We start from the raw sequence: 12,848 nt of genomic DNA, 5'->3' as shown, positions 1-12,848 counted from the left end.
TGCGCCGGAACCCGCGGCCAGCCACGCGCTGTGCCCGGCGCCCACGAACGCCTCAGCTGACGATGTGCTCCGGCCGCACCGGGACCCGCGGCAGGTCCTTGCCCGTCGCGGCTCGGATGGCTGCCACGATCGCCGGCGTGGAGGAGATCGTCGGGGGTTCGCCGACTCCGCGCAGGCCGTAGGGGGCGTTCGGGTCGGCCCGTTCCAGCACGTCGATGTCCATCGGCGGCATGTCGAGCACCGTCGGGATCAGGTAGTCGGTGAACGACGGGTTGCGGATCTTCCCGTCCCGCGTCTGGATCTCCTCCATCACCGCCAGCCCGAGCCCCTGCGCCGAACCGCCCTGGATCTGGCCCAGCACGGCCTGCGGGTTGAGCGCCCGCCCGACGTCCTGCGCGCAGTCCAGCGCGACCACCTTCACCAGCCCCAGCTCGGTGTCCACGTCCACCACCGCCCGGTGCGCGGCGAACCCGTACTGCACGTGCGCGTTGCCCGCCCCGGTCTCCGGGTCGAGCACCTCGGTCGGCCGGTGCCGCCACTCCACCGTCTCGTCGTAGACGTCGTCGCCGAGCGCGTCGGCCAGGTCCGCGACCACGCCGTCCCGGCCGGACACCAGCTTGCCGCCCACCAGCTCCAGGTCGGGCGAACCGATCCGCTTGGCCAGCGCCGTCCGCACCGCCACGCACGCGGCCCGCACCGCTCCCCCGGTCACGTACGTCTGCCGGGACGCCGACGTCGACCCGGCGTTGCCGATCGAGGTGTCCATCGGCAGGATCGTCACCTGCTCCACGCCCAGCTCGGTCCGCACGATCTGCTGCAACACCGTGACCAGGCCCTGCCCGACCTCGCACGCCGCGGTCTGCACCGTCGCGGCCGCCTCGCCGCCGACCACCCGCAGCTGCACACGCGCGGTCGAGTAGTCGTCGAAGCCCTCGGAGAAGCAGATGTTCTTGATCCCGACGGCGTACCCGACGCCACGTACGACACCCTCGCCGTGGGTGGTGTTCGAGACGCCGCCGGGCAACGTCCGCAGGTCCCGCTCGCCGGACGGCGCGGGCGGCATCGGTTTCGCCGCCACCCGCCGCAGCAGCTCGGCGACCGGGGCCGCCGAGTCCACGACCTGCCCGGTCGGCATGCGGGAGCCCTCGCTCATCGCGTTGCGGACCCGCATCTCGACCGGGTCCAGCCCGCACGCCTGCCCGAGTTTGTCCATTTGGGACTCGTACGCGAACGCCGCCTGCACCGCGCCGAAGCCGCGCATGGCCCCGCAGGGCGGGTTGTTCGTGTACGCGCCCCAGCAGTCGACCTGCACGTTGTCCACGTGGTACGGCCCCACGCCGAGGGTCGCGGCGTTGGCGACGACTGCGCCGGTGGACGACGCGTACGCGCCGCCGTCGAGGAACAGCCGCGCCTTGACGTAGACGAGCTTCCCGTCCCGGTCGGCGCCGTGCTCGTAGTACATCTTCGCCGGGTGCCGGTGCACGTGGCCGTAGAACGATTCCTCGCGGTTGTAGACCATCTTCACCGGCTTGCCGGTGTGCAGGGCGAGCAGGCACGCGTGGATCTGGATGGACAGGTCCTCGCGCCCGCCGAACGCGCCGCCGACCCCGCCGAGCGTGAGCCGCACCTTGTCCTCGGGCAACCCGAGCGCGGCGACGATCTGGCGCTGGTCGACGTGCAGCCACTGCGTCGCGACGTACAGGTCGACGCCGCCGTCCTCGGCCGGGACCGCGAGACCGGACTCCGGGCCGAGGAACGCCTGGTCCTGCATGCCCACCTCGTACACGCCGGACACCACCACGTCGGCAGCCGCAGACGGGTCGCCGCGGCGGATCGGCACGTGCCGCACGACGTTGCCGTTCGGGTGCACCTTCGGCCCGTCGCCGTGCACGGCCTGCTCGGCGTCGGTGACCGGTTCCAGCACCTCGTAGTCGACGCGGATTCGTTTCATCGCCCGGCGCGCGGTCTCCGGGTGGTCGGCCGCGACGAGCGCGACCGGTTCGCCCTGGTAGCGCACCACGTCGACGGCCAGCACCGGCTGGTCCGGGTGCTCCAGGCCGTACCGGTTCACACCCGGCACGTCCTCGTGGGTGAGCACTGCCTCGACACCGGGCACCTTCAGCGCCTCGGTGATGTCGATGCCGGTGATGCGCGCGGACGGGTGCGGGCTGCGCAGGGTCACGCCCCACACCATGTCCTCGTGCCACAGGTCCGAGGAGTACGCGAACTCGCCGCGCACCTTCACGATCCCGTCCGGGCGGCGCGGGCTGGCGCCGATCCCGCCTGCCGTGCCGGTGCGCTCGACTGACGTGGTCATCGCAACCTCCTGCTCGCGGCCGCCAGCTCGCCCGCGATCGCGGTCTCGTCGTCCGTGCGCAGTTCGCCGTCGGCGACCACCGTCCGGCCGCCGACGAGCAGCAGCTTCAGCGGCGGGGTCGCGCCGAGCACGAGCGCCGCCAGCGGGTCCTCGATCCCGGCGTAGCGCAGGCCGTTCAGGTTCCACACCGCGAGGTCGGCAAGCTTGCCGGGCTCGATCGAGCCGAGCTCGCCGTCGCGGCCGAGGCAGCGCGCGCCGCCCATGGTGCCCATCCACAGCGCCTCGCGGACGGTCAGCGCGGTCGGGCCGCCACGTTGCCGCGCTTGCAGCAGCGCTTGGTGCAACTCCTCGCCGAGCCCGCCGGACTCGTTGGACGCGGCGCCGTCGACCCCGAGGCCGACCGGGGCGCCGGCGTCGAGCAGGTCCCGCACGGGCGCGATCCCGGTGCCGAGACGGCCGTTGGACGTCGGGCAGTGCGCCGAACCGGTGCGGGTGGTGCCCATGCGGCGGATCGCCGGGCCCTCGAGGTGCACGGTGTGCGCGAGCCACACGTCGTCGCCGAGCCAGCCCAGCTTGTCGGCGTACTCGGCGGGCGTGCAGCCGTTCTCGGCGACGCACTGCTCTTCCTCGTCCAGCGTCTCGGCGAGGTGGGTGTGCAGCCGGACTCCCTTGCGCCGAGCCAGATCCGCGGCCTGGCGCATCAGCTCCTCGCTGACCGAGAACGGCGAGCACGGCCCGGCCGCGATGCGGATGCGGGCGTTCCGCGCCGGGTCGTGGTGGGCGTCGATCGCGGCTTCGGTGCCGAGCAACGCGGCTTCGGTGGTCTCCACCAGGTTGTCCGGCGGCAGGCCGCCGTCGGACTCGCCGCGGTCCATCGACCCGCGCACGAGGTGCATCCGCACGCCGATCCGGTTCGCCGCCGCGACGAGTGCCTCGATCTGGTCGCCGCTGTCGTGCGGGAAGACGTAGTGGTGGTCGGCGACCGTGGTGCAGCCGGTCATCGCCAGGTGCGCCAGCCCGGCGGTCGCGGCGGCATGTGTGATGCCGGCGTCCAGCCGCTTCCAGACCGGGTACAGGTGGACCAGCCACTCGAACAGCGTCGCGTCGGCCGCCAGCCCGCGGGTGGCCCACTGGTACAGGTGGTGGTGGGTGTTGACCAGGCCGGGCGTGACCAGGCAGCCGGCAGCGTCGATCCGCTCCCCCGGCACGGTCGCCGGGCCGGGGCCGACGGCGGTGATGGTGTGGCCGTCGATGACGACGTGCCCGCTGCGGTGCTCGGCGCCGTCGGCGTCGACCGTCGCGATGGCCGCGTTCTCCAGGATCAGGGTCATTTCGCCGCCGCCCGCACCGCGTCGAGGATCTTCTCGTAGCCCGTGCAGCGGCAGAGGTTCCCGGCGAGCGCCTCGCGGATCTCCTCGTCGCTCGGGTTCGGCACGCGGTTCAAAAGGTCGTGCGCGGCGACCACCAGACCGGGCGTGCAGAAGCCGCACTGCACGGCGCCCGCGTCCACAAAGGACTGCTGCACCGGATCGAGCCGGTCGCCGTCGGCCAGCCCTTCGACGGTGCGCACCTCACGTCCCTCGGCCTGCCCGGCGGCGACCAGGCACGCGCACACCGGCGTGCCGTCCAGGTAGACCGTGCAGGACCCGCATTCGCCCTGCTCACAGGCGTTCTTCGAGCCGGGCAGGCCGAGCCGCTCGCGCAGCAGGTAGAGCAGGCTCTCGCCCTCCCACACGTCGTCGGCCTGCCGGGCTTCGCCGTTGACCGTCACGTTCACGCGCATGTCCGCTCACTTCCCAGGTAGTCCTGCCAGGCCCAGCCGAGTGTCCGGCGGGCGAGCACCGCGAGCGCGTGCTTGCGGTACTCCGCGGTGCCACGCACGTCGTCGATCGGCGCGGCGGCCGACGCGACCAGCTCGCCGAAGCGCCGCTTGACCGAGTCGCGCAGCGGCGCGGGCGCGTCCCACGGCAACTCGGCGGCCAGGAACTCCTCGGCCGCGGCAGCACGGCGGGGAGTCGGCGCCGCGGAGCCGATCGCCGCACCCGCGCGCCGGTGCTCCGGGTCGAGCGCGACGGCGAACGAGCACACCGCGATGACCATGGCGTTGCGCGTGCCGACCTTCGCGAACTGCTGGGGGGCGGTCGCGACCGGCAGGTGCACCGCCACGATCAGCTCGTCGGGGGCGAGGCTGTGCTTCTTGACGCCGACGTAGAAGTCGTCCGCCTCGATCATCCGAGTGCCGCGGACGGACGCGACCTCGACCCGCGCGCCGGTCGCCAGCAGCACCGGGTGCGTGTCCCCCGCGGGCGAGGCGGCGCCGAGGTTGCCGCCGACTGTGCCGCGGTTGCGGATCTGCGGCGAGCCGACCGTGCGCGAAGCCATCGCCAGCGCGGGCAGCTTTTCACCCAGGTCAGTGATGAGCCGCGTGTAGGAAACGCCCGCGCCGAGCCGGACCACGCCGTCCTCGACGGTCCACTCGGCCAGTTCCACGACGCGGGTCAGGTCGAGCAGCGCGTCCGGACGGCGGTGGTCGAAGTTGAGCTCGACCATGACATCCGTGCCGCCCGCCAGTGGCACGGAGTCCGGGCGCTCGGCCTTCGCGGCGAGCGCCTCGGCCAGGTTCGCCGGTCGCAGGAAATCCATGGCAAGAAGTAGACGCCCGTGGCAGGGGGACCGGCAACGGCGGCTCAGTACGAACCGACAGCAGCGTGCGGGCCCCCGTTTGTGCTTTCCTACAACCCTGATGACGACCGTGAAAACTCTGCTGGAGATCCCGGAACTGCGCCTGCGGTTGCGCACCGGCGCCGGGCAGCTCGGCCGCGCGGTCAGCCGGATCTACGTCACCGAGCTGCCTGACCCGAGCCGGTACGTCTCGGCGGGCGAGGTCGTCCTCAGCGGGCTGCTGTGGTGGCGCGAGCCGGGCGACGCCGCGCCGTTCGTCGAAGCGCTGGCCCGGGCCGGGGTCGCCGCACTGGCCGCGTCCGGCGCTGACACCGGCGGAATCCCGCCGGACGTCGTGCAGGCGTGCGCGCGGCACCGCATCCCGCTGCTGGAGGTGCCCGCGGACCTGTCGTTCGCGGTGATCACCGAGCGCGTGGTGCTGGAGCTGGCCGCGGCGCGGGGCCGGGAGCCGAGCGGCGCCCGCAAACGCTTGCTGGCCGCGGCGACGGAGGACATCTCGCTGCCCGCGTTGCTGCGGCAGGGCGCGATCGAGCTGGGCGCGCCGTGCTGGGTGCTGTCCGGGACGGGCCGGGTCGTCGCGGGCACGGCCGAGCCGCCCGGGGACCTCGTCGAGCATTTCGTGCCCGGCCGGGAGGTCACGGTCCACGACGGGTACGCGCTGATGCCGGTCGGCGGGAGCTTCGCGGTGCCGTGGCTGCTGGCGGTCGCGCAGCCGGAGCCGGGCGACCTGGCCGCGGAGCTGGCCGAGCTCGTGCGGCTGGCGCGGGCGCGGGCCGACCAGGTGCGGCGCATGTCGGGCCAGGCGGCCGAGCCGTTGCTCCAGGCCCTGGCCGACGGCGGGCCGGTCGGGGACGCCTTCGCCGCGTCCGGACTGCCCGCGGAGGCGGAGATCCGCGTGCTGCTCGCCCGCGCCCCGGACGACAGCCCGGCCCTGGCGGCGGAGGTGCTGGCCGAGCTGCTCGCCGACGCGCGGCCGCTGGTCGGAGTCGTCGGCGAGGACGCCTACGCGCTGGTCGCAGGTCCGGGGAACTGGATGCGCGCGGCGGCCGAGGCGCTGACGCGGCTGGACCGGCTGATGTCGTTGTCGCGGTTCCACCTGGGTTCGGGCGGCCCGGTGTCGGTGGACGGCTTGCACGGCGCGACGCAGGAGGCGCGGCACGCGGTCGAACTCGCCGCCCGCCGCGGCGGCCGGATCGAGCTGGTCGCGGGCGAGGACATCGCCGTGCACCAGCTGCTGGCCGCCGGCGCGCCGGACGAGCTGCGCCGGTCGGTGCGGGCGCGGGTGCTCGGGCCGTTGCTCGCCTACGACGCGGCGCAGGGCACGGATCTGGTGCACACCGTGCGGGTGTACCTGGAGTGCTCCAGCTCCCCGACCGCGGCGGCGCGGGCGCTGCACGTCCACGTCAACACGCTGCGGTACCGCATCGCGCGGGCGTCCGAGCTGCTCGGCGTGGACCTCAACGACTTCGTCACCCAGGTGGACGTCTACCTCGCACTTCTGGTTACCGTCTAAGCCGCTTAACTGGTAACGTCCGGCGTATGGAGAAATTCGAGACACCGGGCGGGACCGTGCGCTGGGCTTCGTCGGGTTCGGGCCCGCCGGTCGTGTTGCTGCACGGCACGCCGTTTTCGTCGTACGTGTGGCGGGACATCGCGCCGGCGCTGAGTGAGCGGCACGAGGTGTTCGTCTGGGACATGCTGGGTTACGGGCGGTCCGAGAAGCGGGACGGCCAGGACGTGTCGCTGGGGACGCAGGCGGAGATCTTCGCGTCGCTGCTGGAGCATTGGGGGCTGGAGTCGCCGTCGGTCGTGGCGCACGACTTCGGGGGCGTCGTCTCGCTGCGGGCGCACCTGCTGCACGGCGCGCGGTTCGACCGGCTCGCCCTGGTGGACGTCGTGGCGATCGCGCCGTGGGGGACGTCGTTCTTCCGCCTGGTGCGGGACAACCCGCGGGTCTTCGAGCAGCTGCCGTCGCACCTGCACGAAGCGATCGTGCGCACGCAGACCGCGACCGCGTCCGCGGCAGGCCTGCGTGGCGGCGTGCTGGACGAGCTGGTCGCGCCGTGGCTCGACGCCGAGGGCCAGGCCGCGTACTACCGGCAGATCGCGCAGGCGGACCAGCGGTTCACCGACGAGATCGAGCCGCTGCTGGGCTCGCTGGACCTGCCGGTGCTGGTCGGCTGGGGCGAGGCCGACGAGTGGATTCCGGTCGAGCAGGGCAAGGAACTGGCGTCCCGCATCCCGGGCGCGGGGCTGCGCCTGTTCCCCGGCGCCGGGCACCTGGTGCAGGAGGACGCGCCGGCCGCGCTCACCGCCACGCTGCTGGAGTTCCTCGGTCAGCCGCGAAAGGTCGCGTAGCTCTCCAACCGCGCGCGGGTGAGGCCGGTCAGGTTCTCGGCCTCCGCGGCATCGATGGCGCCGCAATCCAAGCCGCGCAACAGGAAACCCGACAACGCACGTGCCGTGGCCGGTTCGTCGAGCACGCCGCTGTCCACCTGCGTGGCGTAGTCCCGCAACCGCGTCGCCGCCGCGGGCAGGCCCTGGCGGAAGAAGGCGTACGTCGCGGCGAAGCGGGTGGGCAATTGGTGCGGGTGCAGGTCCCAGCCCTGGTAGAAACCGCGCTCCAGCGAGCGTCGCACGAGCCGCAGGTGCTCGCGCCAGGCCGGCAGCAGCGCGTCGCCCACCGGGAGCTTGTTCGTCGATCCGTCGGACAGGCGCACCCCGGTTCCCGCAGCGCTGACCTGCATGAACGCCTTCGCGAAGTCCGCCGCCGGGTGGTCCATGCTCTGGTGCTCCGCGGCGATGCCGAGCCCGGCGCTGTAGTCGTAGGTGCCGTAGTGCAGGCCGCTGCACCGGCCCTCGGCGGCCTGGACGATCCGGGCCACCGCGACGCGACCTTCACCGTCCACGATGGACTGCGCGGTTTCGACCTGCACCTCGAACCGCAGCGCGCCGTCCGGCAGACCGTAGGCCGTCTCCAGGTGCCCGAGCACCTCGGCGGCGGCGCCGACCTGCTCGACCGCCGTCACCTTCGGCAGCGTCACCACGAACCCGGCGGGCAGCTCGCCGTTCTCCAGCAGTCCGGACAGGAACGCATCGAGCGTCCGGATGCCGCGACGACGGGTCGCCCGTTCGAAGCTCTTGAACCGGATGCCGCAGAACGGCGCGGCCGGGTTCGCCGCCAGCACGCGGCCCGCCGTGACCGCGGCCTCGTCCTCGGCGTCGTCGCCGGGGCGGCCGTAGCCGTCCTCGAAGTCGATGCGCAGGTCCTCGATCGGCTCGGTGACCAGCTTGCGCCGCACCCGCTCGGCCACGGCCGGGTCGAGCCCGAGCGCGTCGCCGCACGCGTCGAACACCGCGCGGGCCTGCTCGCCCCAGCGCGCGACCAGGTCGGCGGAGTACCGGTGCGCGGGCACGTAGACCGTGTGCACCGGTTGCCGCCCGGACGGCTCACCGGGGTACCGGGCCTCGACCCGCGCGTCCACTTCGGACAGCCGGGCGTCGATGCCCGCGTACACGTCCCCGGTGAGCCGTCCGGTCACGGTTACTTGATCCGCTCGTAGGCGGGCAGGGTCAGGAAGTCGACGAACTCGTCGGCGAGCGCGACCTCCTCGAAGATCTCGACCGCCGGGGCGAGCAGGTCCGCCGGGACCTGGCCGTCGAGCTCCTTGCGCACGTCGTCCAGCACCGACTTGACCAGGTCGCGGGTGACCTTCTGGCCGTTGTCGAGCTGGGTGCCGTTCTGCACCCACTGCCAGATCTGCGAGCGCGAGATCTCCGCGGTCGCGGCGTCCTCCATCAGGTTGTGGATGCCCGCCGCGCCGTTGCCGCCCAGCCAGGACGCGATGTAGCGGACGCCGACGTCGACCGCGCCACGCAGGCCGGCCTCGGTGGCGCCGCCCTCGGTGCTCGCGACGTCGAGCAGCTGGTCGGCGGTCACCGACACGTCCTCACGCAGCCGGTCGAGCTGGTTCGGCTTGTCGCCGAGGACCTTGTCGAACTCCTCCTTGCACAGCTCGACCATGCCGGGGTGCGCGACCCACGAGCCGTCGAAGCCGTCGCCCGCCTCGCGCGCCTTGTCGGCGTGGACCTTCTTCGAGGCGTTCTCGTTGACCTCGGGGTCCTTGCTCGGGATGAACGCCGCCATGCCGCCGATCGCGAACGCGCCGCGCTTGTGGCAGGTGCGCACCAGCAGCTCGGTGTAGGCACGCATGAACGGCGCGGTCATGGTGACGCTGTTGCGGTCCGGCAGCACGAACTTCTCGCCCGCGTCGCGGAAGTACTTGATGACGCTGAACAGGTAGTCCCAGCGGCCGGCGTTGAGACCGGAGGCGTGCTCGCGCAGCTCGTAGAGGATCTCCTCCATCTCGAACGCGGCCGGGATGGTCTCGATCAGGACGGTGGCGCGGACGGTGCCGTGCTCGATGCCCAGCGTCTTCTCGGCGTGGGTGAACACGTCGTTCCACAGCCGGGCCTCGAGGTGGCTCTCCATCTTCGGCAGGTAGAAGTACGGGCCTTTGCCGCGCTCGAGCAGCTCCTTCGCGTTGTGGAAGAAGTACAGCCCGAAGTCGACCAGCGCGCCGACGCCCTTGCGGCCGCCGAAGGTCAGGTTGTGCTCGTCGAGGTGCCAGCCGCGCGGGCGGACCACGATCGTCGCCAGCTCGATGTCCTTGCGCAGCTCGTAGTGCTTGCCGTTGGAGTCGAGCTCGATGGTGCCGCGGATCGCGTCGTACAGGTTGACCTGGCCGCCGACGACGTTGTGCCAGTGCGGGGTGTTGGCGTCCTCGAAGTCGGCCAGCCACACCTTCGCGCCCGAGTTCAGGGCGTTGATCGTCATCTTGCGGTCGGTCGGGCCGGTGATCTCCACCCGGCGGTCGCGCAGGGCGGGCGGCGCCTCGGCCACGCGCCAGTCGCCCTCGCGGATCTCCTTGGTCTCGGGGAGGAAGTCCAGGCGCCCGGTGCGCTTGGCCTCCTCGCGCCGCTTCGAGCGGGCGGCGAGCAGCTCGTCACGGCGAGCCGCGAAGTTCTCGTGCAGCCCGGCCAGGAAGTCCAGCGCTTCCCGGGTCAGGATCTCGTCGCCTCGCTCGACGGAGCCACCGAGCACCTGGACGTCAGCCATGCGGAACACTCCCAAGAAGACTTGCGGTTCGGTTTTTTACATCCCGGACTATAGTTTCTACATAGCGGAAGCTCAATGTGAGGAGTCGCGGTGGCCGAGGAGAAGGCAGGACGAGACGGCGGGGTCCAGTCGCTGCGTCGCGCGTTCGAGCTGCTCGAGCGGCTGGCGGACACCGGCGGCGAGGCCAGCCTGTCCGAGCTGGCGGCCACGTCCGGCCTGCCGATGCCGACGATCCACCGCCTGATCCGCACGCTCGTGCAGCTCGGCTACGTGAGGCAGAACACGAACCGGAAGTACGCGCTGGGCGCGCGGCTGATCCGGCTCGGCGAGAACGCGAGCATGCAGTTCGGCACATGGGCACGTCCGCTGCTGGCGGAGCTGGTGGAGGCGACCGGGGAGACGGCGAACCTGGCGGTGCTGGAGCGCGACGAGGTGGTGTACGTGTCGCAGGTGCCGTCGAAGCACTCGATGCGGATGTTCACCGAGGTCGGCCGGCGGGTGCTGCCGCACGGGACGGGCGTCGGGAAGGCGATCCTGTCGCAGCTGCCCGCCGAGGACGTCCGGGCGCTGCTGGGTCGCACGGGGATGCCCGCGTACACCGACCACACGTTCACGGACCCCGACGAGCTGCTGGCGCACCTCGCCCACGTGGCGGCGCAGGGTTACGCCGTCGACGAGAGCGAGCAGGAGCTGGGGGTGCGGTGCATCGCGGTCCCGCTCACTGGAACACCGGCCCCCGCGGCGGTCTCGGTATCCGGCCCGTCCGGACGCCTGACCCGCGAGGCGGTCTCGCGGATCGCGCCACTGGTCCAAGCGACGGCGGCGACGTTGTCGACGCACCTCGCGGAGAGCGCCTGATCAGCCGAACCAGGGGTTTTCGAGGGGCTGGTCGTCGACCTGGATCCGGTAGTCGGCGCCGCCGTTCGCGACGGCCGTGACGGTCGCGGTGACGCCGTAGCGCTTGCCCCCGTCGGTGAGCACGCAGCGAGCGGTGTTACCCGGCTGCGCGGCCAGCGGGTCCGGGCAATCGACCGCCTCCGGCCGGTGCCCGACCATCCTGAGGACCGTGTCGGAAATCCCCTGCTCGACGGTCTCCTGACTGAGCGACGGGGTCGCCCCGACGGTGACCGTGCAGCCGGCGAGCAGCAAGGCGGAGCAGACGACGAGCGCGGCGCGGAACATTGCGAGAACCCCCGGGAAGTGAAAGAGCGCGCCGCCTCCCCAGCGGCGCGCCCTCACATCCTGGACTGCTCTGACCTCGCTTGTACAGCGTTCTCGATCTTCTCACCCGACCGGATGAAGCAAGATCATCCGAGCAGGGCGTCCACGAAGGCGGCCGGCTCGAAGGGCGCCAGGTCGTCCGGCCCTTCGCCCAGTCCGACGAGCTTCACGGGCACCCCGAGCTCCCGCTGGACCTGGAACACGATGCCGCCCTTGGCGGTGCCGTCGAGCTTGGTCAGCACGATCCCGGTGACGTTCACGACCTCCCGGAACACCCGGGCCTGCATCAGCCCGTTCTGCCCGGTCGTGGCGTCCAGGACCAGCAGCACCTCGTCGACCTTGGCCTGCTTCTCGACGACCCGCTTGACCTTGCCCAGCTCGTCCATCAGGCCGGTCTTGGTGTGCAGGCGGCCCGCCGTGTCGATCAGCACCGCGTCGACCCCGGCGTCCACGCCCCGCTTGACCGCGTCGAACGCCACGGACGCCGGGTCGGCGCCCTCCTTGCCGCGCACGACCTCGGCCCCGACGCGCTCCGACCAGGTCTGCAGCTGCTCGGCCGCCGCCGCGCGGAAGGTGTCCGCGGCGCCCAGCAGTACCTCGCTGCCCTGCGCGACCAGCACCCGCGCGAGTTTGCCCGTCGTCGTGGTCTTGCCGGTGCCGTTGACGCCCGCGACCAGCACGACGGCCGGCTGCTTCGTCCCGTCCACGGTGTGCGCGAGCGCCCGCACCGAGCGGTCCCAGTCCGGGTGCAGCGCGTTGGTCAGCACGGTCTTGAGCACCGTGCGCGCCTCCGCCGACGTCCGCACCGCCCGCGCCGTCAGCTCGGTCCGCAGCGTCTCCACGATCTCCGTCGTGGTGGCCGCGCCGAGGTCCGCCATCAGCAGGGTGTCCTCGACGTCCTGCCACGAGTCCTCGTCCAGGTCACCGGCGCCGAGCAGCCCGAGCAGGCTCTGCCCGAACATCGACCGGGACTTCGACAGCCGCCCGCGCAGCCGCTCGATCCGCCCGGAGACCGGCTCCGGCTCCTCGACCGCGACCGCCGCCTTCTCCGGCTCACGCGCGGCAGGCACCTCGAGGGTCGCCGGGACCTCGGGCGTCGCCGGGACCTGCGTCGGCGGCGCGGGCGCCTCGGCCTCCGGGAGGCCCACGTCGACGATGCCCCGCCGCGGCGAGTCGCGGGGCACGGAGGCGTCGTCGCCGACGCCCGGCTGCCCGTCCACCTCGGTGCGCTCACCGGCGGGGTGCTCGGGCAGCTCGGCCGTCTCCGTCTTCTGACCACCAGGCGCCAGGGCGATGCCGCCGCCGGCCTGGTAGTTCCCGCCTCTCGGGGGCTTGGTCTCCCGCTCCGGCTCCGCCTCGGTCAGGCTGATCCGCCGCCTGCGGGCGAAGACCAGACCGGTGATGAGGAGGATCGCCAGCAGGACGACGACCACCAGGATGATCCAGAACCAGAGGTTTTCCGCCACGTGGCCATCCTCGCATCTGCCGGTTGACCGGGCAGGACACCCC

General features: G+C 72.5%; 11 protein-coding genes. 3 read left to right on the top strand and 8 right to left on the bottom strand.

Annotated features, from left to right (window positions below):
* Nucleotides 1-52: 52 nt before the first annotated feature.
* The 4 genes from pucD to AMY39116_RS0313180 are packed head-to-tail and all read right to left on the bottom strand — an operon-like array spanning nucleotide 53 to nucleotide 4,960.
* Complete coding sequence (gene pucD / locus AMY39116_RS0313195; protein WP_020418125.1) at nucleotides 53-2,317, bottom strand: xanthine dehydrogenase subunit D; 2,265 nt, start codon at nucleotides 2,315-2,317, stop codon at nucleotides 53-55.
* Nucleotides 2,314-3,648: an 8-oxoguanine deaminase gene (locus tag AMY39116_RS0313190; RefSeq protein WP_020418124.1), complete on the bottom strand. Its 1,335-nt coding sequence runs from the start codon at nucleotides 3,646-3,648 to the stop codon at nucleotides 2,314-2,316. Before AMY39116_RS0313190 ends, pucD begins: the two co-directional genes overlap by 4 nt.
* Nucleotides 3,645-4,100 carry a (2Fe-2S)-binding protein gene (locus tag AMY39116_RS0313185; protein WP_017987550.1) on the bottom strand — a complete coding sequence of 152 codons (456 nt, stop codon included), beginning with the start codon at nucleotides 4,098-4,100 and terminating at the stop codon, nucleotides 3,645-3,647. The genes AMY39116_RS0313190 and AMY39116_RS0313185 overlap by 4 nt, the downstream gene beginning before the upstream one ends.
* Complete coding sequence (locus AMY39116_RS0313180) at nucleotides 4,091-4,960, bottom strand: xanthine dehydrogenase family protein subunit M (RefSeq protein ID WP_020418123.1); 870 nt, start codon at nucleotides 4,958-4,960, stop codon at nucleotides 4,091-4,093. The genes AMY39116_RS0313185 and AMY39116_RS0313180 overlap by 10 nt, the downstream gene beginning before the upstream one ends.
* Nucleotides 4,961-5,060: 100 nt before the next feature.
* On the opposite strand from AMY39116_RS0313180, the gene AMY39116_RS0313175 reads away from it, so the two are divergent.
* Together AMY39116_RS0313175 and AMY39116_RS0313170 are read left to right on the top strand one after the other, a co-directional pair.
* Nucleotides 5,061-6,512, top strand: a complete 1,452-nt coding sequence (locus AMY39116_RS0313175) for a PucR family transcriptional regulator (protein WP_020418122.1) — start codon at nucleotides 5,061-5,063, stop codon at nucleotides 6,510-6,512.
* Between the two features lie 26 nt (nucleotides 6,513-6,538).
* Nucleotides 6,539-7,357 (top strand): alpha/beta fold hydrolase, encoded by an 819-nt coding sequence (locus AMY39116_RS0313170; protein WP_020418121.1) that lies wholly within the window; start codon nucleotides 6,539-6,541, stop codon nucleotides 7,355-7,357.
* Here AMY39116_RS0313170 and AMY39116_RS0313165 read toward each other — a convergent pair.
* Nucleotides 7,336-8,541 (bottom strand): aldolase, encoded by a 1,206-nt coding sequence (locus AMY39116_RS0313165; RefSeq protein WP_020418120.1) that lies wholly within the window; start codon nucleotides 8,539-8,541, stop codon nucleotides 7,336-7,338. The two genes, AMY39116_RS0313170 and AMY39116_RS0313165, sit on opposite strands and share 22 nt — an antisense overlap.
* Before the next feature lie 2 nt (nucleotides 8,542-8,543).
* Nucleotides 8,544-10,118, bottom strand: coding sequence for a malate synthase A (gene aceB, locus AMY39116_RS0313160; RefSeq protein ID WP_020418119.1), 1,575 nt, complete (start codon nucleotides 10,116-10,118; stop codon nucleotides 8,544-8,546).
* Nucleotides 10,119-10,208: 90 nt separating this feature from the next.
* On the opposite strand from aceB, the gene AMY39116_RS0313155 reads away from it, so the two are divergent.
* Nucleotides 10,209-10,976 (top strand): IclR family transcriptional regulator, encoded by a 768-nt coding sequence (locus AMY39116_RS0313155; RefSeq protein ID WP_020418118.1) that lies wholly within the window; start codon nucleotides 10,209-10,211, stop codon nucleotides 10,974-10,976.
* On the opposite strand, the gene AMY39116_RS0313150 is transcribed toward AMY39116_RS0313155, so the two are convergent.
* Together AMY39116_RS0313150 and ftsY are read right to left on the bottom strand one after the other, a co-directional pair.
* Nucleotides 10,977-11,300 (bottom strand): DUF4333 domain-containing protein, encoded by a 324-nt coding sequence (locus AMY39116_RS0313150; RefSeq protein ID WP_020418117.1) that lies wholly within the window; start codon nucleotides 11,298-11,300, stop codon nucleotides 10,977-10,979.
* 125 nt (nucleotides 11,301-11,425) lie between these two features.
* Nucleotides 11,426-12,805 carry a signal recognition particle-docking protein FtsY gene (gene ftsY / locus AMY39116_RS0313145; protein ID WP_020418116.1) on the bottom strand — a complete coding sequence of 460 codons (1,380 nt, stop codon included), beginning with the start codon at nucleotides 12,803-12,805 and terminating at the stop codon, nucleotides 11,426-11,428.
* Between the last annotated feature and the right edge of the window lie 43 nt (nucleotides 12,806-12,848).

The sequence above is a fragment of the Amycolatopsis sp. ATCC 39116 genome, assembly GCF_000231075.2.
GTDB lineage: Bacteria > Actinomycetota > Actinomycetes > Mycobacteriales > Pseudonocardiaceae > Amycolatopsis_E > Amycolatopsis_E tucumanensis.
Note: the sequence above shows the minus strand (reverse complement) of the source record. Positions and strands in the feature narration are given on the sequence as shown.